The sequence below is a fragment of the Paraburkholderia franconis genome (assembly GCF_009362735.1).
In the GTDB taxonomy this organism is placed as follows: domain Bacteria; phylum Pseudomonadota; class Gammaproteobacteria; order Burkholderiales; family Burkholderiaceae; genus Paraburkholderia; species Paraburkholderia franconis.
Window position 1 is genome coordinate 20,702 of the sequence record NZ_WHNP01000010.1, and the last position, 23,657, is coordinate 44,358.

Genomic DNA, 23,657 nt, shown 5'->3' on the forward strand with positions numbered 1-23,657 from the left:
TCGGGCGGATAGCGCGTCGGCAAGCCGCTGTCCCCGTTGCGGCTCTCATGGCGGCTGCGTGCGGCTGTCATTGTTTTCCTTCACCTGGTATGGAGATGATCTGCTTCTGATTCAGCGGCAAATAGGTCAGCACGATATCGCCGTCGGAAATCGATTCGACGCGATACTGTCCATCGACGATTTCGCCCTGCGACACGATCAGCAACTGGTCGCCGCTGCTCAGGAATACACGCGGCTTGAGCGTCGATCCATCCAGCTTGCCGAGGTACACATAGGGCACGGGCGGTGCGGTCGGCGGCGGCGGAGGTTCGGGCGGCGCCTGCACCACGGGAGGAGGCGGCGGCAGCCATGACGATGCGGCAAACGGGTTGTTGCGCGATTCGAGCGACATCGGCTTGCGCAATGCCGCGAGCCTGTCGCCCGGCGTATCCGCTGCATGCGATACGGACGGCGTGGCCGCGCCTGCTCGGTTCGCCGTGTTTCCCGACGCTTTCGTCCGGCGCTCTTTCGTCGCGGCGCGCGCGGACGAAGACGGCAGCATTGCTCCATGACGCGCGGGATTCACGGCCGCCATCGCCGCCGAACCCTGCGACGCCCGCCACTCCTTCACCGAGAGCGCGATCGTTGCGATCAGGCACAGGCCGAGCACACCACGGCGAACGAGATTCGGGTTCATGGCCGCGCCGCCCCGTAGACGAGTTCGAACCGGACCCGCGCATCGAGCACGCTGCCGTCGACGGCGGGCCGTTCGACGTGTATCTCGCGCAAGGCCGCGTTCGGCAGGTTGTTCAGCACCGATGCAAGAAAACGCCGGATGGCGCCGTACTGATCCTTGACGGGCAGCAGCATCTGATAGCGGACATACCGTCCGCCCGAGTCGGCGACGACGAGATATTCGGCGGACCCGACGGTCAGGTTGTTCTCGCTGGCACGCGCGAGTATCGCGGCGATGTCGTCCGCGCTATGGGCAAAGCGCGGAAAGAGATCGGGCAAGGTTTCCAGCATCGCTGCATCGGTGGATGCGCGCGCATCGCCGGCAACGTCCGGTTTCTTCGCGGCTCGCGCGGGGCTCACTTCGTTCGACAGATCGCGCGTCCCGGCTTGCATGCGCATCGCGCCATTCGCCACGACGGCCGCCGCGCACAGCAACACGACGCCCGCCAGTCCCGGCACACCGAAGCGGCGCACCAGCTCGAAGCGCAACGTAAGAAGGCGCTCGCGCACGGAATCGGCGTTCATGAGCGGCTCGTTCATGAACGACTCCATACGGCGGTGATCTGAAACCGGACAGGCGTGCCCGGAACGTTGGCTTCGATCTCGTGATCGTTGAGCACGGCCTCGCGCAGCAGCTTGCTCGATTGCAGGTAGCGCAGGTACGCGATCATCGCGTCGAAGTTTTTCGCTTCCGCCGTGATGCGTATCTGGCTCTGCACGGGATTGTGGTCGATGCCGATCAACGCGACGTCGTGGTCCGGATAGTCTTCGAGGATCGACAGCAGGTCCTGCCACGGCACGGTCAGCTCGCGCAACACGGCGAGACTCTGCTTTTCCGCATGCATCGCAGCGGGCGTGGGCTGCGCCCTGACGGGATGCGTCTTCGCGAACAGCCGGTGCCGCGTTTCTTCGAGCCGCTCCTGGACGCGATCGTTGTCGTCGTAGGCCCGCCACAGCAGCACGCCGCTCGCGAGCAGCAGCGCGACGGCAACGCCCAGCACGACGAGTCCCGCCAGCGCGAGGCGCGGCCGGTTGCGAGCGAAGTCGATGTGAAGCGGCTCGATCATTGCGCGTACTCCAGCAGACGGCATGCAAAGCTTGGGCCTGTCCTGTCGCTTGCTTCGTTGCCTGCGCCCGTCTCGTTGCCTGTGCACGTCTCATTACCTGTATCCGCAGCGGATGGCGCAAGCACGGTCACGCTCGCAAAGCCTGCTTGCAGCGGCGCGTGATCGACGTCGAAGCCGTACAAGCCGAGCGCGCAGTCCTGGCGTTTTGCCTTCGAACCTTCCGCGCAGCGCTCGAACGCCTGCTCCGCGAGCGAGGCGATGCGCGCGGGATCGTCTGCGTCGCCGTCGAAGAGGCGCTGCGCATCGTAGCCTACCCAGTGGCCCGCTTCGATCAGCACGGCCTGCATCAACGCATCGGCTGCGAAGACGAGCATCGCGTTCGCCCGAGGCATGCGGTTCAGCGTGCGATTGAGCATTTCCGGCAGGCACAGTTTCAGCGCCTCGACATCGACGCCCACGCCCCTACCCGTCTCGCGTATTCCACCGACCAGCGTGCGCGGCAACGCGCTCGCGAACACCGCGCGACCGCCGCGCTGCGCACAGGCGCGCACGACGATCGCATCGGCATCGACGCCATACGTATCGACGAAATGCGCACGTGCGATCTCGTCGATCTCGCGCGTGCGCAGCGTGCGGAAGTCGCCACGCAATATCGCGTGATTGCCCCAGAAGTCGTCGAGCACGATGTACGCGCCACGGTTTCGCGAAGGCGCCTGCTTTGCGGGCGGTGCGCCGTCATCGGATATCGGTGCGAGTGCAGCGCGCAACGCGTCGAATACGCCCGTCTCCGTGAAGCGCTGCGCGTCGGGCATCAGCACGCTGCGCGATGGGCTCGCCGGCGCTGTCTTGCGAAAATGCGTCCAGCGCAACGAACGTGACGCGCGCGGACCCACGGCAATCTCGCGCGTGCCGATGCCGACGTTGACGCTGCCGCTCGGCGAATCATTCGACCATGGTGACACGGTTGATCTCCTCGAGCGTCGTCTCGCCTTTCTGCACGAGCTTCACGGCCGCCCCGCGCAGCGTCTGCATGCCCTGACGGAATGCGGCTGCCTTGATCTGCGTGAGCGGCGCGCGCTCCGAAAGCAACTGGCGAAGTTCATCGTCCATGCGCAGCGCCTCGGCGACGGCACGGCGCCCGCGATAACCGCTGCCACGGCACGCCGCGCATCCCGTGCCGCGCCGGAACAGATAGCCGCCCGCCGAATCGGGATCGATGCCCGAGCGCGCGAGCGTGTCGGCATCGACGGCATCCTCGGTCACGCAATCGGGGCAGCACTGCCGCAACAGCCGCTGGGCGATCACACCGTTGAGCGCCGACACGAAGCTGTACGGATCGACGTCCATGTTCGTGAAGCGGCCGATCACGTCGAACACGTTGTTCGCGTGCACGGTCGTGAAGACCTGGTGGCCCGTCAACGCTGCCTGCACCGCGATCTGCGCCGTCTCCGGATCTCGGATTTCCCCGACCATGATCTTGTCGGGGTCGTGACGCAGAATCGAGCGAAGGCCGCGCGCAAAGGTCAATCCTTTTGCCTCGTTGACGGGAATCTGCAGGATGTCACCCAACTGGTATTCGACGGGGTCCTCGATGGTCACGATTTTTTCGAGGCCGTCGTTGATCTCCGTGAGGATCGCGTAGAGCGTCGTGGTCTTGCCGCTGCCCGTCGGCCCTGTCACGAGCAACATGCCGTAAGGCATCGCGGCGACGGTGCGCATGAAGCGCGTGTCGTCCTGCTGAAACCCCAGCGCTTCGAGCGTGAGCCCACCCGATGCCTGCGAAAGCTGATAGCGGTCCAGAATGCGCAGCACCGCGTCCTCGCCGAACTGGTTCGGCATGATCGACACGCGGAAGTCGATTTCGCGGCCCGCGTAGACGGCCTTGAAGCGCCCGTCCTGCGGCACGCGCCGTTCGGCGATATCGAGTTCGGAGATGACTTTCACGCGCGACAGCACCTGATCGGCGACATCTCTCCCTTCGACGCGCCCGACCACCGTCAGCACGCCATCGACGCGGCATTTGATCATCAGCCCGTTGGCGCGGCATTCGAGGTGAATGTCGCTCGCCATCATCTTCAGCGCGTCGTAGATCGTCGAGTTGAGCAGGCGCACGACGGCGCTGTCGTCGCTGCTGATGCCCTGCAGCGTCAACGCGAGCGACGCGGGGTCGGCGGCGTGCTGGCTCGTCTGGTCGAGCGCGAGCGAGTCCATCGCGCGCACGTCTTTCTCGCGCACCGCGAGCCATGCGGTGATATCGCCGACGCTCGCGAGCGCCCATCGATAAGGCACCGTGGGCCGCGCGCGCATGCGCTGCTCGACGCTGCCGCGCGTGCGCCGGTCGAGCGGATCGGCGATCACGAACAGCAGACCCTGTCGCGTTTCGGAATCGCCTGCTTCGGAATCGCGAAAGCAGATGCACAGACGCGTCGTCGCCTCGACGAACGGCATGACGTCGAAGTCCGGCTGCATGCCGTTCAGCCTTTGCATCGTGACGGGCTGCATGTGACATTGCGCTGCGAGTCGCGCGAGCACTTCGTCCGGGCTCGCCGATGTTTGCGACAGCAGGTCTTCGAGCGCGCGCAGGCCCGAGCCATGCCGTTCGGCGAGCACGCGCAGCGCATCGCGCAGATCGACGCTGCCTGTGCCGTCGATGCCGTTCGCGATGCTCGCCGTATCCATGACGCCCTCGCCTGCTATTGAACGCTCGACGCGATTTCGAAGATTGGCATGTACATCAGCACGACGATGCCGCCGATCACGACGCCGATGAAGATCATCATCGCGGGCTCGATCAGCCGCGAGATCAGATCGATTGCACGCGCAACCTGTGCTTCCTGAAACGCGGCGATCCGGTCGAGCACGGGACCGAGGCCGCCCGTCTTCTCCGCGACGGTCAAGAGCCGATACGTGATCGCGTCGGCCAGCGACGCTTGCTGGAACGCGTCGGAAATCTTCGCGCCGTTGCGCACCTGGTCGAGCGCGTGGCCGAGCGCCGCCTGATCGGAACGGCCAACGAGTCCCCTTGCCAGATCGAAAGCGCGCACGGCGGGAATGCCGCCGTCGACGAGCATCGCCGTCGTGCGAAAGAACTGCGACTGGCGAAACACGCGGAAGTACTGGCCGATGCCTGGCAACGCGAGCATGCGATCGGCGATCCAGTCTCGCGTGGACGGACGGCGCAGAATGATGGCGCTCGTGATCGTCAGTGCGGCGAACGCGATCGCAAGCGTCTTGTCATGCGCGTGAACCATGCTGCCCCACGCGATCAGCAACTGCGAAAGAAACGGTAGCTCGCGGCCGCTATGTTCGAGCAGCGTCGCGAAACGCGGGACGACGAAGCCCAGCAGAAAGAGCACGACGACGGCGCCCACCACCAGCAGCACCGTCGGATAGATCGCCGCCGATACCACACGCGAGCGCAGTTCGTGCAGCATCGCGCTGTTGCGCGAATAACGCGTGAGACTGTCCGCGAGACCGCCCGTCTGCTCGCTCGCCTTCACGCACGCGACGAGCACGGCGGGGAACACGTCGCTCGCCTGTTCGAGCGCCGCCGACAACGACTGCCCTTCTTCGAGACGCCGCAGCAATCCGCGATAGACGCCCGCTGAACTTTCGCGCCGCTCGTTGCTCGCGAGGGTGCGCAACGCATCGACGACACCGACGCCCGCCGACAGCAGCGCCGCGAGTTCGCGCGCGAAGAGTTCGACGTTGAACTTGCCGCGCACGAGCGCCGGCGCGCGCACGCGCAATTGCGCGCCGCTGCGTTCGCCGCGTACCGACACGACTCTCAATCCTCGTGCGCGCGCGAGCGCCGCCGCAGCCGCCGTCGAATCGCTTTCGACGCGCACTGTCTGCACCGCACCGCTCGTATCGAAGACCCGCAGCACGTACTTCACGTCCCTTCTCCTCGCATCGCCCTGCTCAGGCGTGCTCAAGCGCCTTTCACCAGGACATCACGTCCGAGTTCTCACCCGAACCGCCCGGCTGGCCGTCCTTGCCATACGAATACAGGTCGTAGTCGCCGTGTTCGCCGGGCGCGCGGTACTGATAAGGACGGTCCCACGGGTCGGGCGGCACGGCCTTCTGCAGATAGGGGCCGCTCCAGTGCGGCGCGTCCTGCGGCTTCGCCATCAGCGCCTGCAAGCCTTCTTCCGTGGTCGGATAGGCGCCGACATCGAGCCGGTATTGATCGAGCGCCTTGCCGAGCGATTCGATCTGGGCGCGCGCGATCTTCGTATTCGACTTGCCGACCTGCTCGAAGTAACGCGGAGCGACGAGGCCCGCCAGAAGGCCGATGATGACCATGACCACGAGGAGTTCGAGCAGCGTGAAGCCGCCCTCGCGTGCGGCCTGTGCGGCCCGTCGTGCACGCGCAGCGTCAGGCTTGCCGCATGGGGACATGAACCGGATGTCGCTCACGTTGTTGTCCTCCCTATGACTGCCGCGCTTCACGCGGCCAGGACGCCTGAGTGCATTCTTGTTCACGTCCGCATGCGCGCTAAGTAGGGAGACTCGTGCAAACGGATGGGTAAAGACCCTCCAGTTCCTCGCAGCTCAAATGAAGTAGTTCAACCCATTGCCCGTTTCTTCGGGCAGCGCGAGCACGCCGAGTTCGAACGCCACGCGCACGAGTCCCGTCGCATTCGATACGCCGAGCTTGCGCATCAGACTCGCGCGATGTTTCTCGATTGTTTTCGGGCTCAGGCGCAGCTGCTCGCCCACTTCGCGATTGGTGCAGCCCTCCGCGACGAGGCGCAGCACGGTGCGCTCGCGGCAGGTGAGCGCGCTCCAGGTCTGCGCGTGCTGCGCGTTCGACGCGAGGCCGCGCGGCTCGCCGTGCCGCGCGCCGTATTCGTCGAGCGTCGCGTTGGGCAGGCCGAGCATGACGACGCGCATCGCTTCGACGAGTTCATCGAACGATGTGTCCTTGAGCACGTAACCGTCGACACCCGCTGCCAGCGCTTCGCGCATGTGCATGTCGCTCGCATGGATGGTCAGCGCGATGATCCGTATCTGCGGCGCCTGTCGCTTGATGTCCGCGATCGCTTCGACGCCGCTCCTGCCGGGCATCGACAGATCCATCAGAATCAGATCGGGGAGCAGCGACATGGCGAGACTGCACGCCTCGACGCCGTCCCTCGCCTCGCCGGCGACGCTGTATTGCGGCAGCGCGCGGACCATCGAGCACAGTCCGCCGCGCAACAGCGGCTGGTCTTCGGCAATCAGCACACGGTGGATCTTCTCCACTTTGCCACCTCCACGCGTGAGTTCACGATCCGTTGCTGCCGACGACCTCGTGATACGCGCTCAACAGCTCGTCGGGTGTCGCAAGGCCGTCCAGCCGCAGCCACGGCTTGCCCGGCGCGGCGCGGAAGAATGCAACGGCCGTGTGGTTCATCTTGTCGCCGCGATAGACGTTGAATGCGCGCTGCGCCGCGATGCTCGCTTCCACCGTGCCCGTGTAGTACTGCCATTGCGGACCTGCGCCGAAGCGCTCCGCGTAGGCCTTCAGCCGCGCGGGCGTGTCCTCTTCGGGATCGATGGAGATCGACACGATGTGAACCTTGTCGCGCTCGCTGCCCAGTTCATCCTGCAATTGCTCGAGGGTCTGGCTGATCATCGGGCAGATCGTCGTGCATGACGTGTAGATGAAAGTCAGCACGACCGGGCGCCCGTCGTTCAGTTCGTCGACGAGCGACACGGCCTTGCCGTCGTCGCGCACGAGCGTGACGGGCGGCAATGCGTAGTCGGCCGTCGTGCGCGTCGTGCCCGGCGCCATCTCGTGATGATGAGCATGCATCTCGTGTTCGCCCGTCATCGAGTGAAGCTTGTCGTTCGGCTGGTCGTCGTGAGTGGGCATGGCGTCGGCGGGCGCCGTCGCGTCGTGCGCGGCGGGCATGGGCATATCGTCCATCGGCATGTCGGCGGGCATCGCGTGGGCGTGAGGGGCCGCGGCTTCTTCCGTCGTCGTGTCCTGTGCTTTCATGCCCGCCGACGCAGCCTCCTTCATCACTCGCTCTTTTGCCGTCATCCCTTCCATCGCGGCATTTTTCGACGCACTGTCCTGCATCGCGTTTTCGCGTTTGTTCGCGACGGCATTCGCGATCGCATCATCAGTCGTGGCCTCGTCCATGTTCATCGAGGCGTCGTGATGTTGTGCCTCCATCTGCGCATCGGCTGTGGGCGTCTGTTGCGCGTCGGCGCTCACCGCGGCCTGCGCGGCCAGTCCCGCGCCCGTCAGGACGAGCGCGCCGAATACGAGCTTGTGAGTGTTCATCGCAACCTCCTCTTCATGAAGCAACGGGCTGCGAACCAGGGCCCGGCGCGCAATTCGCCCTTGCTCGTTGAGTCTCGTCAATCAGGTTGGGAGCGTCATTGGATGAAGCTACCCAAAGCACGGTAGGAGACTTCCACCTACGGGATGACCCGCCGTATGAGGCACGGTATTCCCCGTACGTATCGCAGCATGTGACCCGTTGCGGCACGTGCGGCTCGCAGCCTACAATCCCCGAGCGGCTTGAAAGTTTTTCGGATCAACCAGCCGGGAGCGCCCATGGATGCCATTACGCCGCCTGAACCGCCCATGAGGCTGCGCGACCTGATCGACGCGATGCGCAAGCTGGGCAAAGCCATGCGCGACACAGGCCCGCAAGCGGCGCACGTCAGCGACGCGCGCGGTGCAGCGCTCGCCGTGACGACATCCGAAGGCGCCATCGTCAGCATGAATCGCAGCGCCGCAGCGCTGCTCGGCTACACGGGCGCCGAACTCGCCGGCAAGCGCCTCGCCGACATCGCGCACGAAGAGGACCGCACGGACGTCGAACGGCAGCTATACGCCGTCGATGCAAATGAGCCCTTCCGCTCGTTCGACGTGACGCTCGCAGGCCGAACCGGCCATCGAATGCACTTGCATGTGTATCAGCAGACGTTTGCCTCCGGCGATGCCGACGCGCCTCTGCGTCTCTTGCTGTTCGTCGAGCCGCTGCCCGCGTATGGCGAAACGACGCCGCATGAAGCGGCACAGAAGGATGCATACAGCCGGTCGATCTGGCTCACGCGAGGCCAGCAGCGCGAACGCGAACGCCTTGCCGCCGAGCTTCACGACGGCATGGGCCAGGCGCTGACGCTGATCAAGCTGATGGTCGAAGATGCGCGCATGCGTCTGCGACGCGGACAGGCCGACGATGCCGCGCAACTGCTCGACGCAGCGGTGCTGCAGATACGCGACTCGATCGGCGAAATGCGGCAGATATGCGGGGAATTGCGGCCGCTCGCACTGGAGCGCCTGGGGCTGCCCGCAGCACTGAGCACGCTTTGCCGGCGCGTCGAGCAAAGCGTCGAGACATTGCGCGTCGTGCTGTCGTGCGATGTCGAGGATAGCGAAATCCCCGAGCATCTGAAGGCAGACATCTTTCGCATCGTCCAGGAAGCGCTCAACAACGTCGTCAAGCATGCCGCCGCTTCGGAGATCCGCATCGAATTGCAGCGCGACGCCGCGCATCTGCTTCTGTCGATACGCGACGACGGCCCCGGCTACGACAAGCATCCGCTTCGCCCTGACGACGCCAGTTCGAATGGGCTCGGCCTGATCGGCATGCAGCATCGCGTCGAAGCGCAAGGCGGAGCATTCACGATGAACGCTTGCGATGACGGCGGCACCGAAGTGTCCGCGCGCTGGCGTCTTTAGCGCTACGTCTTTACGTCTCCACGCCTTGCTTGCGGCGTTGCTCGACGCGCGGCAGCGCGGACGGCAGCACTAGCCTGCCGCCGTGCCGCTCAGGCGCGGCATCGCGCCGTTTTGCGCATCGCCCGTTTCCTCCTCGGCCTGCGCGCCGGCGACGGGCAGGTGATACAGCTTGTCGTCGGTTTCCGGCTCCGCGCATTTCGATGCGAGCGACGTCAGCAGTCCCATGCTGATGGCCGCGAGCACCAGCTCAGTGACGTTCTCGATGGCAAGCTTGTGCATCACGCTCGCGCGATACTTCTCGATCGTCTTCGGACTCAGATTCAGATACTGGCCCACCTGCCTGTTGGTCCGCCCTTCCGCAATCAGCTTCAACACGCTGCGCTCGCGTGCCGTCAGCAGGTCCCACGCTTTCTTCGGCGAGGCGATCTCGCGTCCCGTCACGAACGAGTCGACCATGAAGCCATAGACGTCGGCGCTCAAATGCTTCTTGCCGTGCATCACGGTACGCATCGCGAAGAGCAATTCATCGAACGACACATCCTTCAGCACATATCCGTCGACGCCCGCGCGCAACGCTTCGCGCACATACTCCTCGCTCTGATGCACCGTCAACGCGATGATGCGCACGAGCGGCGAACGCCGTTTGATGGCCGCCGTCGCATCGATGCCGTTCATGCCGCGCATCGACAGATCCATCAGGATCAGGTCGGGCGCAAGCGTCATGGCGAGCTGACACGCTTCCTTTCCGTCGCGCGCTTCGCCGATCACTTCGTATTCTCCTTGCGCCGATAGCATCGAACGCAGTCCATTACGCAGCAGGTCGTGGTCCTCTGCGATGATTACCCGATGTTTGATATTCACGTTCGGCTCCTCGGTTTCCGAAGTGTGCAGGCTGTGAGCAGCGAGCACAAAATTCTTCTTCTCTCTATTGTTACTTTCTTTAGAATTACGCATATATTTCGCTTACCTGACAATGCGCGCCCAAGCCCGATCCCGGCGCGCATCTGGCCTACAAATAGCAAGCTTCTTGCCAACTTCGCACGGCCTGTCCCGCTGTCGGCCTGTTTAAGAAACGTCAAGTACCGGTAAAAATTGCGCTCAAAAACGTTTCATTTCCGATTCGTCTCCCTGCATTTCACCGCTCCGTAATAATCGGCTAGAGGAGAGAATCAGCGTCAAAGCGCGCGTTGTCCGGTAGATTCCACCCACGCGGGCTCAAGCCGCCTGATTTGCTTTCCATGCTCGCATCCATCCGCCGATACACCGGCAAAGCGCGCCGTCCGCCAAATTCGGCCACCTGTAACGTTTCTGTACAGTGGGTGAAAGCCCTCCGCTTGCACGTCCGAAAAAGGGGGACTCGCCCCATTGCTGCCCGCTGGACCGCGCAACACAATCAGAGCACCAGCGGAGAACGATCATGCGCGGGCATGCAGCGACACGACCAGCTCACCCGGCGTCCGCGCCATCCGTCGTACTCGGGGTTGTGTTCTTCGCGCTCGCGCAGCCTGCGCACGCCGACATCTTCGGCAAGGTCGACAAAACGGGCGCCGTCGTGCTGACCGATACGCCGGGCAAGGCGGGCATGTCGCTGATCGTCGCCGCGCCTGCACTTGCGAGCCGCGCGAAAGAGCCGGGCGGCACTTCATCCGCTCGCGTCGACGGCGCACAGTTCGAAACCGTGATCGCGGAGGCCAGCGAGACCTTCCACGTGCAGCCCGAACTGTTGCGCGCGGTCATCGACGTGGAATCGCGCTACAACCCGCACGCCGTTTCCGATAAAGGTGCACTGGGCCTCATGCAGCTGATGCCCGATACCGCGCGCCGCTTCTCCGATGGCGACATGTTCAACCCGCGCGACAACGTGCTCGCGGGCGCACGTTATCTGCGCTTCCTGCTCGATCTGTTCAAGGACGACATGGAACTGGCGCTCGCCGCGTACAACGCAGGAGAGAACGCGGTGATACGCGCCGGTTATCGGATTCCGTTGATTCCCGAAACACGCGCCTACGTGCCGCGCGTGCTGGAAAAATACCGGCGGATGCTGCCCGCCAGCAGTTGATCGCAAACCGCAACGGCGGTATGCAACCAACGGCGGCATGCAACGCGAGAACGCTATGGCACGATCCAGTCGCTATCCGCGACGACGTGCAGCGGATCGGCTTGCGCGAAGCGCACGATATATCCGCCCTTCGATGCGAAGCGCTGGCCGGGCGCGAGCGTCAGGCGCGGATAGTAACCGGTGAGAATGCGATGCTCGAGCATGTCGTCGATGCGTTCGACCAGATAGTCCCGCACGAACGCATCGACCATATGGCTCAATGTTTCGGCGAGGAGCCCGCACGCGAGATAGGTGTCGGCCTGCACGCGTTCATCGACGACGGGAATGTGCCGTATCGCGAACCAGCCGAATGCATAGTCGACGCGCACACGCCGGCCTTGCGGCAGATCGACGGGGTACGCGACACGCACGCTGTCTCGCCAGCGCGAAGGCAACGGCGCGCGGTCCAGGCCGCCCATCAGCCCGGACAGATACACGGTCGTCGAAGCGGGCGGCGCATCGCCGAGCGCGGCGATGTCGGGCGGCCTGAGCCATAGCACGAGCGCGTCCGCATGCGCCGCGCCGTGCAGCGCCGTCGTGACGCGTGCATTGGCGGGCAGCGCGCGATTCTCGACAGCAACGCCCTGCTTCCTGAGATCCGCGGCGAGCGCCTGGGCTGCCGCCTCGCCGCTGTCGCCCGCCCGATAGACCTGGATCACCGTCTTGACAGGGCGCCCGGATGCGGAACCCATCGGCTCGCGTATTCGCTTCGCGATCAGTTCTGCTTCGAGCAGCACGCCACGCGAGAAATACATCGAATAGAAGTCGTGGTCGGTTTCGACGGGCACTTCGACATTCGGAAACAGACACGGCACGTGTTCGCGCTCGCAGAAGTCGTGAACGGGCCCCCAGTTCCTGCCGCCCAAGCCCGACAGCACGGCGAACACCGGCTGCCGCGCGAGATACTCGTGCAACTGCGCCTGCCATGTGTCCGGCGCGCCATGCAGTTCCCACACGTGCAGTTCCCAGCGTCGGTTGACCATGAACATCATCTTGCGTGACGAGCGCAACGCGGGTGTCGCGCCCAGCGGCGCCGCGTTCTTGTCGGCGAAATAGTGTTCGAGGACATCGAGCATCCCGCGCCGCTTCACCGGGTCGGCGTCGGACGTGATGATCGTCGCGAAGTGCAGCACGGTATCCGTCACACCGGGCGCCCTGCGCCTGTCGAGTATCTTCAGGTAATCGATCAGCGCATGCATATCCGCGTCATTGAGCGCGAATTGCGGCATCAGATAACCGAGCGGCTTGCCTTCGGAATCGATGCCCTCGCGGATCGCGCGCGCGAGTGTCGCTTCCGTATAGGGCTCGCGGCTGGTGCGCATGCCGTCGATGAACGGTATCGTCAGTTCGTCCGCGCTCTGCGCGGGGGGATGAAACAGATACTGCGCGGCGATGGGCGGGATTGTCGTGTTGCCTTCCTTCGAGCCGAGCCCGCTGCGCCGATGGCAGTTCACGCAGGCCGCCGCCGGGCCCCGCATCGCGACTTGCCCCTGATGCGTCGCCTCGACGGGTTGTCCGTCGCCTGCGATGCCATCGCGAAAGATCGCCTCGCCGACGTCAATGGGTGGCGCGCTGCGGGCGTGATGCGCGCAGATCAGCAAGCCGGCGGCAAGCGTGATCGAGAACAGCAAACGCAGCACGCGCAGCGGCCGCGCACGCGAAATCGCGATAAGACCGCCTGTCATGGCTAAGGCACGGGGCGCAGCGCCGGCATGCCGCTCACGCCCACGGCCACCGATGCGCGCCGCCCCGGCAACGCCGGCTTGATGAACATCGCGTCGTCGAGCGGCGGATTCACCGAGACTCGTTCGAGCACGAGCCGGTCTTTTTTCGCCGCGCCCGTCGCGCCGCTTTCGATCACGAACGGCACTTGCAAGCCATCCACTTCGCGATAGTCGCGATAGGTCACTTCGATCGTGACGGGCGTACGCGACAGGCTCGGTGCTTCGCGATCGTATTTGATGTCGAGAAACGATGCGGCATCGACCCACACATGCCGATGCGCGCCCGAAGGCAGGGTCACTGCAAGCCGGTAAGCATTCTTCCCTTCGACGGCATCCATGCCGTCGAGCGCCACCGCAATGCCCTTCGCCGTGTGATCGAGCAACGGTCCGTCGATCACCTGTTCGTCGCGCGCATAGCGGATTTCCGCTGGCGTATAAGGCTGGACATCCGGCGCACCGCCCGACGACGGCCGTATCTTCCAGCCCTCCTTGCCGTCGAATATGCGCACGATCCGCTGGTTCATCGCCGTGATTTCAAAGCGCGTGCTGCTCGGCCGCCGCAGCGCCAGCATGAACGGCGCGTTCGGATTCGGCGCATTGGCGCTTTCGACATGTCCCATCCAGATCATCGTGCGGACCTTGCGCCAGGCTTCGTCGCCGCCGCGCGCGGCCGCGTTCTTCGCGATGATCTCGTCGACCGTGAGCAACTGCTCGGCGGCGGGCATCTGCGCCCATGCGAGCGCGGACACACAGCCCGCCAGCAGCCATGACGTGAAGCGTTTCATGATCGTGCCCCCTCGAACGCGCGACGTCATCTGCCCGCGACCTTGGCTGGCGCGGACTGCGGCTGCGCAGGCAACTGCGGCTTCGCGAAGAGCGCATCGTCGGCGGGCTGGTTCACGGTGACACGCTCGATCGTCATCTGATGTTTCTGCTTCACGCCCGTCACCTGCGTCTCCAGCAGATGCGGCACCATCACTCCGCTTTCGCGACGGTAGTCGCGGTAGTAGACGGCAACGGCATGCATGCGGCCGTCGAGCTTGCGCGGATCGCCTTCGATCTTCAGTTCGAGATAGCTCGACGCGTCGATCCACACGTGCCGTTGCGCATGATCTTTCGTCGTCAGCAGAAGCTTGTATGCACGGTGCCCGTCGATCGTTTCCATGCCCTGCATCGCAACCTGGCTGCCCTTCGCCGCATAGTCGATCAACGGGCCGTCGAGGTCCGCCGTCTCCGCCGCCGATTTCGCTTCGGCAGCCGTATAAGGCTCGGCGACATTGCGGCCGAGGAACGGCCGCACCTTCCATCCCTGCATGCCGTCGTAGACCTGAAATGCGATCTGGTTGTCGAAGTTCAGCTCGAAGCGGCTCTTGTGAGGCCGCTTCATCGTCATGACGAACGGCAGCTTGACCGGCTTCTTGCCGCCGACGTCGATCTGTCCGCTCATCGTCATCGTGTTGACGGCGCGCCACGCCTGCAATCCGCCGCGCGCGGCCACGTTGCGCTCGACGACCTGCGCCGCGCTCATGCCGCCGCCACCCGCCGCCAGCGCGACGTGCGACACGGCGCTCGCCGCTATCGCGCCCGTCGCGCAAACCGCCATCAGAATGCCCCGAGTCATGTCGATCTCCTCAATGTCGTGCCGCATACGCGCCGTGCACTATTCGACGACCAGCCCGTCGATATGGAACGAGCCGATCAGCACGTGGACGCGGTCCCCCGCTTTCACCAGATTGCCCTTATTCGAAAACACCATCCAGTATTCCTGGCCGACCTCCAGCGCGCCCGTCTGCCGCAACTGGCCGATGTTGTCCATCACGGGCACTTCGAGCAGCACATGATTGGCCTCGCCGTAGAGATACGGCGTCGTGCTCTTGTCGCCGAGCAGCTTTGCGAGCGCCGGGTCCGTCACGCGATAGCTGAAGCGCAACAGGTTGCCCGACGCCGTGCGCCGCACGCTCATGTTGTCGATCCCGCGCACCGATTGATAGAACGCGCGCGCGTGACCTGGCAGCTTCATCGGCACGTAGTGCGACGCGTGGGAAGCGTGCGAGGCGTCGCCGTGCATCGCCACCTGCTGCACCTGTTGCATCTGCTGCATCTGCTGCGTCTGCTGCGTCTGCTGCGCCGCTGCCGGCATCGCTGCCGATGCGGCACAGCAGACCCACGCGGCCATCGTCGTCGCGCGTCTCATTGCACCACTCCCGTGGTCGCGTTCGCCTGCGTACCGCCCGTTCCCGCCGCGCCGCTGCCCAGGACCTGGTTGAACAGATCGAGAAGCGCGCCCGGCGCGAACGGCAGGTTGCCGCCTGCGAAGAGCCCCGTGCGCGGCAGTTCCACCGCGCCGATGTCGTAGCCGCCGCTCTGCGGACGCTGCGTGCCGAAGAAGTCGTGATTCGGCGCACCGACGTTCGTGCCCGCGTTGACGGCGGGCGACCCCGTCTTGATCGAGTAGTTGCCGAGCGGCACGCCATAGCCCGTGCTGCCCGAACCCAGCGTCATGTTGAAGAGCGACAGCGGCCCATACGACATGTTGATCCACTGGTTGCCTTCATCCGGCGTCGCCGACGGCAGCAGGCCGAACAGCGGATTGGGCAGCACGGTATCGGCAATGCCGGGCGGCACCGCGAAGCCATTCCCTCCGCCTTCGGGCGGCACGCGCGCACCGTTGCAGTACAAGCTCACGACGTTCGGGTCCGCTCCGCTGTTGTGCGCGTTCGGATAGTCGCCTGCGTCCGTGAGAATCGAGTACTGCGGCGTAAGCGTCATGCCCGACGAGTGATCCGACGGCTTCGTATCGCCATAGGCGCCGATATCCCAGTACACGGCATTCGGATCGCAGTAGCCCGTCTGATGCCCTGCCTGGTTCAGCGTCGGGTTCAGCGCGACGGTGTTCTGCAAGCCCGGGATGTTCGGATTCAGCCCGCCCACAGTGATATAGAACGTGCGGTTCCTCCAGAACACATCGTTATTCAGCACGGGGAACGAGAAGTGGCTGCAGTCCTGCCCGGTCGGGCAGCCCGCGTTGCCCGCCGAGAACGCCGTCAGGAAGTTCTGCGTGTGCTTCGCGGTCTCGAGGCCGGACGGCTGCATCGTCGACGTCGTGATCGGGCTGCACGTCGTTTCAGAGCCGACCGTCGTGCAGTTCGGCGGACCGACGTTGGCCTGCGCAGCGAGCGCCGTGTTGAACAGCACGCCAGCGGAAGCCGTCGAGTCGTTCGACATCACCGTGTTGTTGATGAAGTTCACCCGCACGGCGTCCTGCACCGACACGCCGCCACCCGACCAGCCCGCCACGTTGTTCGCGATGATGTTGTTGATCACGCTCACCTGGTACCAGCGGCTGCTGGTGCGCGGGCTGCGCTGCACGTCCGTGCCGTTGATGTTCTGCAAACGCAGGCCGCCGCCCTTGCCGCTTTCAGCCGTGTTGCCGACGATCAGGTTGCCGTCGATCACGAGCCCCGGCCCGACGCCATCCGAGAGCTGCGGCGCGCAATCGATATCGACCGGGTTGTTCTCGCAGAACGTGCCGTCGGGCGGCACGCCCTGGGCGATCACACCGCCGCCGTAAGTCGGCAGCGTCGGGTTGTTGCTCTGGTTGAACAGGATCCAGTTGTGCGACAGGTCGCCGTTGTAGCTGAAGCCGAAGTGCGCGACGCCGCCGCCATCGCCGCTGCTCATGTTGCCGCAGACCCAGTTGTAGTTGAAGTGATAGTTGTCCGCGCCCGAGCAGAACGTGACGCCCGCAGCCGACGAAGGCGTCGTCGAGTTGATCTCGTCGCCGTACGACGCATTCGACGTCACCGAGTTGTGGTGCACGTTGACATGCGTGTTGTACGCGAACGGCTCCTCGGTGAAGCCATCGGCGGCGATCGTGCCGTCGGGCACTTCGACCTGGCCGACCGTGATCCCGCCTGTCAGCGTGCCCGCATTGCTGAAGACGCGGTTGTTCGACACCTCCGTATAGTGGTTCCAGCCATGCAGGAAGATGCCGCCGCCGCCCTGCGAGCTGTTCGTGAACGTGATGCCGTCCACACGCGACGGATTGCACAGGAAGTTGCTCGAATACGTGTTGCAATCCGCGTTGCTGGCCGTGAGCGGCACGCAGATGCCGTTCGCCGTGCAGTTCGGATCGGGCTGCAGCTGGCCGCCCACGCGCACGTCTCGCACGCCTTTCGCGAGCACGGTGATGGCCGCGCCTTCGTACGCGCCCATCAGCGTCGGCTCCATCAGCAGCTCGCCGAGATTGCCGTTGAGCGTGTTGTCCCAGCCCACCGTCGGTTCGAGCGGAATCGCATCCACCTGGCGTTGCATCGCGGCCGGGCACGCATACGCTCCCGACGGATCGTACGGATTGCTCGACGAGATCATGCCGCCGTTGAGCGCCACGCCGAACAGGCAGTCGACCAGTCTGCGCCACGGATCGACCTTGCCCGACGGATGCGTGTTCGCGTTCACGACCACGCTGGGCGCGCCCACGCCTTGCAGGCGCACCGGCTTCCACATCAGCAGCATCTCGTTGTAGTTGCCCGGACCGACGATGATGAGATCGCCCGGCGTCGCCTTGTCGATGGCCGTCTGGATCGCATTGTTCGTGCCGTTTTCACCGCCGACATAGCCCGGCGCCTTGCCGCCGATCGTGACCGTCACCGCATCGATCGACTTCTTGCCGTTGCCCGACGTGATGACCAGTTCGCCGCAGCGCGTCTGCGTGTTGACGCCGCGCTGCTGGATCGTGCAGCTCGACTGGCTCGTCGACAGCGACGGTACCCTGACGACGATCTGCGTATCGGACCACGAATTCACAGGCGCATTCACGCCGCCGATCGTCACCGACCCGGTGCCCTGCTGCGCGCCGAAGCCATAGTGCCGCGTGACGAACTTCTGGTTGTACGGCGCCGTGGTCGCGGCGGGACCGCCATACGCGTGGTTCAGCACCTGCTGGTCGCCGAGCGCCTTGATGGTCAGCGTATGGTTGGCAACGCTCACCCACGGACCCGCGCCGCCGTTGCTCGTGTCGCCCGTCACCGACGAAATCGCGGGCGTCGCATCGGGATACGCACAATCGGGCGGGTTGTAGCCGTCCGCGAACGCGGACACGGGCACGACGGGCGTATCCATGTATTGCGTCTGGCCCGGCATGAACGGTATCTCGTAGCAGAACTGGCTGTACGCGGGGTTGAACAGCGGATCGCGGATCGTCTGCCCCGGATGCGCGGGGTCCGGCATGTCGGGATCGTTCATGCAGGCGACCATCATCGTCGGCGCGTAGCCCGTCGGGTTCGGCGGGTTCACTTCCCACGTCGAATAGTTCATCCCGTTGAAGATGCCCCACTGATCCGAATACACGCGGCTCACTTCGTTGCCCGCGAAGTCCTTCAGCGAGACGGGCACGTTCGGCACCGCGAACTTCTCGCCGAACTGCGGCGAGTACGGATCGAACTCCGATGAAAAGTCGTCGAGCATGAAGCCCGTGAAGTGCGCGGCCACGTGCGTCGAGCTGAACACCCAGAACTTCGCGAGCACCGACATCTGGTTCGTCAGCACGACTTCCTTGCGGTCGCACAGGTGCCGCGATGCGCCCGCGAACGGCGCGACTTCCTGCGAGCCCGGGAACAGGCTGATGAAATCCGGCACGACGCGCAGCGCGCCGACGCACGGCCAGAACGTCTCGACGCTGCCCGTGTCGCCTTCGTGACGCGGCTGCGAGCCGAGATCGGTGGTCGGGTTCTGCGCGTTGTTGCGGTTGTACGCCGAGTTCACGGCCGCCTGGTCGGGCAGGATGAAGATGTTGCCCAGCCCGCCGAACTGCTGCGTGACGGGCGCGATGTAGTTGTCGCCGATCAGGATGTTCTTGTCTTCCTCCTTCACGAGCTCATAGCCCGGCGGGACGATGATCTCGACCACATACTTGCCCGGAGGCAGCATGTACGAGCCATCGGCCTGCTTGCTGCAGATCGTGCAGTTCGAGCCCGTCGGCGTGCCCTTCGACACATCGCGGCCCGTCACGCTCGGGAACTGGTACATCCCGTCATACGGCGCAGGCTGCAACTGGTTGAACGCGTGCATGCCGTCGTAGCACTTGAACTGCGAATGCGCAGGCAGCGCGCGCTGTTGCGGATCGAGCCATTGCGGGCTGTCCTTCAGTGTGAAGAAGAACGGATCGGTGGTTTCCTGGCCCGGGCAGTTCATGTTCGGCCTGCCGTCCGAGCGGAAGCCCTGTGCCCAGTCGTCCCAGCTGCTCGTCTTCGTCGTATCGACCAGCGTCACGCTTTGCGTGCCGTCCGGCGCCGTGCCCTCCGCGTACAGATTGACGGTCACGTTCGGCACGTTGGGCGTCCAGCTCGTATGCAGCAGCAGGGCGGGATCGTCGAACGGGCGCGTCGACGCGTAGATCACTTCGCCATGAATGCCGCCGTTCTCGTTGGCACCGAACGGCGCCTTGCCGAACTCGATGAACGAGTTCTGGCCCGAGAAGCCCTGCCAGCCCATCGTCGTGACCCACGGCGGATCGATGCGGCCCGTCGACGGGTTCGTGCCCGAGCGGTCGTTGCAGTCCGCGTCGTTGCAGTAGATCGCGCCTGGCACGCGCAGGTCGGACGGCAGATGCGACGTCGACGATTCCTGCGTGTTCGCGAAGTTCGCCGCAATCGACGAACTGCCGCCGCCAGGCGTGCCGTCGGGCGGTCCGCCCGCGTCGTAGACGACATGCACGCCCGTCTGCTTGTAGCGCGTCGTGTCGGCCTCGGCGATGTACCAGTTGAAGAGCGGGAACACTTCGTTGAACGACGCGTAGCCGTTCAGGTCCGTGTTGTTGAAGTTCGAATAGCTGCCGTCGCGGAAGCGGATGTTGGTCGGCACGAGCGCGAGGCCGGGCTCGCTATCCTGAGAAACGCCATCGCCGTTCGTATCGATGAAGGTGCGCGTATAGAGATTCGTATGCCATTGCAGCACGGGCAGATCGCCGACGTTCTGCACCTGTCCGCCCTTCAGTTGCACGGCCGTCGCGAGACCGTCGACGATCTGGTCGTTCCACTGGTCGAACACCGTGATACGGAACAGACCGTCCGGCAGGCCATTGATGCTGAACGTGCCGTCCGCGTTGCACTTCGTGAACGCGACGTCTTCGAGATCGGGATCGCCGACGCTCACATAGCACTGCGTGAAGCCCAGCGAATCGCGCGAGCCGCTGCTGTAGAGGGTTTCGTTGGGCGGACGGCTGTAGTGCAGGTTCGTGATCTTGCCCGTGATGCCGTTATTGCACGCCACGCCGTTGCATATACCCGGCAGCCGCGCGTTGATGATCTTCGGATTGGCAAAGCCGATCGTCACGTGGAAGCCCGCCGGTCCGAACTCCTGGAAGTAGGCGGGGCCGCCCACCTTGATGAACGCGTCGTGAGCCTTCTGGCCGTCGAGCGTATTGGTCTGCAGCCACTCCTCGCCCTTCGCGATGCGATCCGCGGCCGGCGTCGCGACGACGCCATAGCGTCCCGGCATCAGGTTCGCGATGATCGCCTGGCCCACGAGCGGCGACATCGTCTTGCCGTCCGATTCGAACTTCGGGCAGGTCGGGATCATGCCGACGAGGCCGTCGTTCGCGGCCTTCGTGATCGGACAGGCGTCGAGGCCCGTGCTCGGATCGATCGTGCCTTGCAACGAATTCGACAGCGGCATGTTGAACATGTCGTAGGTCATCTGGCCCGTCGAATCGCCCGTGCCGCCCGCGTCGTCGAAGAGCTTGATTTCGAAGCCGCCGAGGCCGGGCTCGCGCGCGGTGCCGAATGCATCGGTGCCGCCGCTCACGTCGACTTCGCCATTCACGGGCGCATCGTCTTCGAATACGAACACGGAGATCTTCGCGGTCTGCAACGGCGTCTGCTGCAACAGCACGTTGACGGCGTGCTGCGCGGGCGCGATCGCCGCGCCGCCCATCGCGTGTCCGCAGGTGCCCGTGCCGGGCGCGAAGTCCGCGCCGCCCGGACCGGACGGGCAATCCTTCGCGATATCGAACTGCCGCTGCGGACCGTCGGGATTCGCCGGGTTGACGGGCTGCGGCGCGCCCGCGCCAGCTGTGAACGTGTTGCCGGCGTCGCCGGGCAGGATCGACAGGTAGTAGTGTTTGGTCGGATCGAGCGCGACCTGCGATGGATCGACAGGCGTCTGCTGGGCCGCATCCGTGCGGCACACGCCATTGCCGACGTCGCATACGGCGGCCTTGTGCTGGTTCGTCTCCGGATCGAGCACGGTCTGCCCCGATTCGCACGACACCGCGCCGACGCATCCCGCCGCGACGACGGGCATATAGCTCGTGTGGAAGCTCGTGCCGAGGCTCGGCACAGGCAGCGGCGGGCATGACGCGGGCCGCGTCGTCGACGAGTTCACCTGGCAGGCGGGATCGATCTGGAACGTGCGGTCTTCCTCGATGATCCAGCGGTAGTCGTTGATCGCCGTGCCCGTCTTCGCATCCTTGACCGCGACGACGAGACCGCTGCCGCCCTTGAAGGTCACGGTGACGGTCGCCGCGGCGCTCGGCGTGTTCTGCGAGTTGACGGCCTTGTACTGGAACGTGACCGTCGACGTCGCATTGCCGACAGGCGCGGCCGCCGGCGCGACGTTGAACGAGCCGTCCGCATTGAGCGTCACCGTGCCGCCCGACGCGCTGCCGGCGATCGTCGCCTTGAGCGGCAGACCCGCCGGGTCGCGGTCATTGCCCAGCACGCCCGGTGCGCCGACATGCAGTTGCGACGCGATATTGCTGCTGAACGCGTCATCCGATGCAACGGGCGCGCCCGACAGGCAGTTCGAGCCCGCCGAACAGGCAGCGAGCGTCACCGTCGCCGTCAACGCGGGGTTGCCGTTGGCCTGATAGACGAAGCTGTCCGATGTCGTGCCCGCGTTCGGCACGTAGGTGAACGTGCCGTTAGGATTCAGCGTCAGCGTGCCGCCCGTCGGCTGCGTCTTGATCTGCACGCCATAGACGCCCACGTCGTTGGCGATCAGGCCCTTGCCGGGGTCCGAGACCGCGAGCGTATTGCCCGCGACGAGGAAGTACGAATCCGGGTTCGCCTTCGCGTTCGCATTGCCCGCCGCCGAGGTCGGCAGTGCGCCGCCGTTCACGCTGATATAGCCCTGCATGCCGCCGTCGCGCTGATTGTTGGTCGACAGGCTCAACTGACGGTCGAACACGGGCAGCGCCAGCGCGCCCGTGGCGGGCGAGTTCATCATGATGTCGTAGGTCTTGCCGGCGGGCATGAACACGGCGCTCTGCACGCGCGCGTTGCCCGGCAGCACGTTGCCGTCTTCCGCGACGAGCGAGAAGCCGGACACGGGCGGCATGCCCGTTTGCGCGCCGACGACGGACGGAACGTGCATGCGCAGGCCGGCGTTCACGAAGCGCAGCAGGATCTGGCCTGTCGTCGTCGTGGTCGATGCGGGTGCCGTCACAGGAAACGCGGAGCCATTCGCATTCGATCGATCGAACGCGACGCCGTTGATCAGGTAGTAGCGCGGATCGTAATTCACGGCAGGCGGATAGCAGGTGCCGTAAGTCGCCGACGCGGGATCGCCGCAGCCGCCCGACAGACCGGACCACACGCGCGTCTCGCTGAAACCCGCCGTGGCGACGGCCGTCGCCACGGCCTGGTTCTGCACGGGGTCGATTTCGCTCAGCACGAGCGGCAGGTCCGCATCGTATTTGATGTTCTGATAGGCCGTCCCTTGCGGCGAGCCCGACGTGGGCGGCGTCGTGACGACGAGCACGCCATAGAGACCCATCGGCCCCTGGATCGACGGGTGCGTGCCCGATTCGATCAGATAGGTGCCGGGACGCAGATTGTTCCAGGTGAGCGCCGTCGTATTGCCCGTCGTCACTTCCGTCGAGAACGACTGCACGCGCGGACCTTGCGCGGGCGGCGTGAAGCTCGCTCCGCTGCCCGTGCCGGCGATGGGCCAGGTCGTCGCCGTCTGCGTCGGGTGAACGGGGCTCGCGGTCGAGGTGGCCGTACTGCCGAGACCGCCGCCCAACTGGCCGACGATCACGAGCGAGGTCGGCACCTGGGCAGGCAGACTGTTCGTGAGGTTGATCGTGAGCGAGCCGGGCGGCGTCGTGATCACGACGGGCGACCAGTTCGCGCCCGCACCTGGATTCGTCGCCGCGCAGGTCGCGGGCGAAACGGCCGCCGCCGAGCAGCTGTAACCCCACATCGGCACGACCTGTCCATCGGGAAGTGCAATCGTCTGGGCCTTTGCAGTGAGGGTCACGCTTTGCGCGCAGACCATCGCGCTCGCCGTCATCAGCGCCATCGCCGCGGCACACTTCACGAGGCCGGCAAGCGTCCTGTTGAAATCGCTGGATCTCATCGCGATTC

Annotated in this window: 17 protein-coding genes; 2 read left to right on the plus strand and 15 right to left on the minus strand. The window is 65.0% G+C overall.

Going from position 1 to position 23,657, the window contains the following annotated elements; translation table 11 throughout:
• Positions 1-67: 67 nt before the first annotated feature.
• The 9 genes from GCT13_RS12950 to GCT13_RS48295 form a co-directional block, all read right to left on the minus strand.
• Entirely contained in the window at positions 68-676 is a 609-nt protein-coding gene (locus GCT13_RS12950; RefSeq protein WP_152758525.1) for a hypothetical protein, read from the minus strand.
• Entirely contained in the window at positions 673-1,239 is a 567-nt protein-coding gene (locus GCT13_RS12955) for a hypothetical protein (protein ID WP_152758871.1), read from the minus strand. Before GCT13_RS12955 ends, GCT13_RS12950 begins: the two co-directional genes overlap by 4 nt.
• Before the next feature lie 11 nt (positions 1,240-1,250).
• Positions 1,251-1,781, minus strand: coding sequence for a hypothetical protein (locus tag GCT13_RS12960; RefSeq protein WP_152758527.1), 531 nt, complete (start codon positions 1,779-1,781; stop codon positions 1,251-1,253).
• Positions 1,778-2,743 (minus strand): hypothetical protein, encoded by a 966-nt coding sequence (locus GCT13_RS12965; RefSeq protein ID WP_227746813.1) that lies wholly within the window; start codon positions 2,741-2,743, stop codon positions 1,778-1,780. The genes GCT13_RS12960 and GCT13_RS12965 overlap by 4 nt, the downstream gene beginning before the upstream one ends.
• Entirely contained in the window at positions 2,724-4,460 is a 1,737-nt protein-coding gene (locus GCT13_RS12970) for a GspE/PulE family protein (protein WP_152758529.1), read from the minus strand. The genes GCT13_RS12965 and GCT13_RS12970 overlap by 20 nt, the downstream gene beginning before the upstream one ends.
• Positions 4,461-4,474: 14 nt before the next feature.
• On the minus strand, positions 4,475-5,677 hold the full coding sequence (locus tag GCT13_RS12975) for a type II secretion system F family protein (RefSeq protein ID WP_321574323.1): 1,203 nt from the start codon (positions 5,675-5,677) through the stop codon (positions 4,475-4,477).
• A 46-nt stretch (positions 5,678-5,723) separates the two neighbouring features.
• On the minus strand, positions 5,724-6,182 hold the full coding sequence (gene gspG, locus GCT13_RS12980; protein ID WP_152758873.1) for a type II secretion system major pseudopilin GspG: 459 nt from the start codon (positions 6,180-6,182) through the stop codon (positions 5,724-5,726).
• A 153-nt stretch (positions 6,183-6,335) separates the two neighbouring features.
• Complete coding sequence (locus GCT13_RS12985) at positions 6,336-7,028, minus strand: response regulator transcription factor (protein ID WP_321574325.1); 693 nt, start codon at positions 7,026-7,028, stop codon at positions 6,336-6,338.
• Between the two features lie 22 nt (positions 7,029-7,050).
• Positions 7,051-7,641 (minus strand): SCO family protein, encoded by a 591-nt coding sequence (locus tag GCT13_RS48295; protein WP_407670788.1) that lies wholly within the window; start codon positions 7,639-7,641, stop codon positions 7,051-7,053.
• A 693-nt stretch (positions 7,642-8,334) separates the two neighbouring features.
• Here GCT13_RS48295 and GCT13_RS12995 point away from each other — a divergent pair.
• Positions 8,335-9,468: a sensor histidine kinase gene (locus tag GCT13_RS12995; RefSeq protein ID WP_152758535.1), complete on the plus strand. Its 1,134-nt coding sequence runs from the start codon at positions 8,335-8,337 to the stop codon at positions 9,466-9,468.
• 69 nt (positions 9,469-9,537) lie between these two features.
• Here GCT13_RS12995 and GCT13_RS13000 read toward each other — a convergent pair whose 3' ends face one another.
• Positions 9,538-10,329 carry a response regulator transcription factor gene (locus GCT13_RS13000; RefSeq protein WP_321574326.1) on the minus strand — a complete coding sequence of 264 codons (792 nt, stop codon included), beginning with the start codon at positions 10,327-10,329 and terminating at the stop codon, positions 9,538-9,540.
• Positions 10,330-10,885: 556 nt separating this feature from the next.
• Here GCT13_RS13000 and GCT13_RS13005 point away from each other — a divergent pair.
• A complete protein-coding gene (locus GCT13_RS13005; protein ID WP_152758537.1) occupies positions 10,886-11,527 on the plus strand; it encodes a lytic transglycosylase domain-containing protein in 642 nt (213 codons plus the stop codon).
• Positions 11,528-11,580: 53 nt separating this feature from the next.
• Here the strand turns inward: GCT13_RS13005 and GCT13_RS13010 are convergent, their stop codons facing one another.
• Genes GCT13_RS13010 through GCT13_RS13030 form a run of 5 tightly spaced genes read right to left on the minus strand, consistent with a single transcriptional unit; the run spans position 11,581 to position 23,649 of the window.
• On the minus strand, positions 11,581-13,251 hold the full coding sequence (locus GCT13_RS13010; protein WP_152758539.1) for a cytochrome c family protein: 1,671 nt from the start codon (positions 13,249-13,251) through the stop codon (positions 11,581-11,583).
• A gap of 2 nt (positions 13,252-13,253) precedes the next feature.
• Complete coding sequence (locus tag GCT13_RS13015; RefSeq protein WP_152758541.1) at positions 13,254-14,075, minus strand: LolA-like protein; 822 nt, start codon at positions 14,073-14,075, stop codon at positions 13,254-13,256.
• A 26-nt stretch (positions 14,076-14,101) separates the two neighbouring features.
• Positions 14,102-14,911 carry a LolA-like protein gene (locus tag GCT13_RS13020; protein ID WP_152758543.1) on the minus strand — a complete coding sequence of 270 codons (810 nt, stop codon included), beginning with the start codon at positions 14,909-14,911 and terminating at the stop codon, positions 14,102-14,104.
• A 39-nt stretch (positions 14,912-14,950) separates the two neighbouring features.
• A complete protein-coding gene (locus tag GCT13_RS13025; RefSeq protein WP_152758545.1) occupies positions 14,951-15,484 on the minus strand; it encodes a hypothetical protein in 534 nt (177 codons plus the stop codon).
• On the minus strand, positions 15,481-23,649 hold the full coding sequence (locus GCT13_RS13030; protein ID WP_152758547.1) for an Ig-like domain-containing protein: 8,169 nt from the start codon (positions 23,647-23,649) through the stop codon (positions 15,481-15,483). The genes GCT13_RS13025 and GCT13_RS13030 overlap by 4 nt, the downstream gene beginning before the upstream one ends.
• Positions 23,650-23,657: the final 8 nt, after the last annotated feature.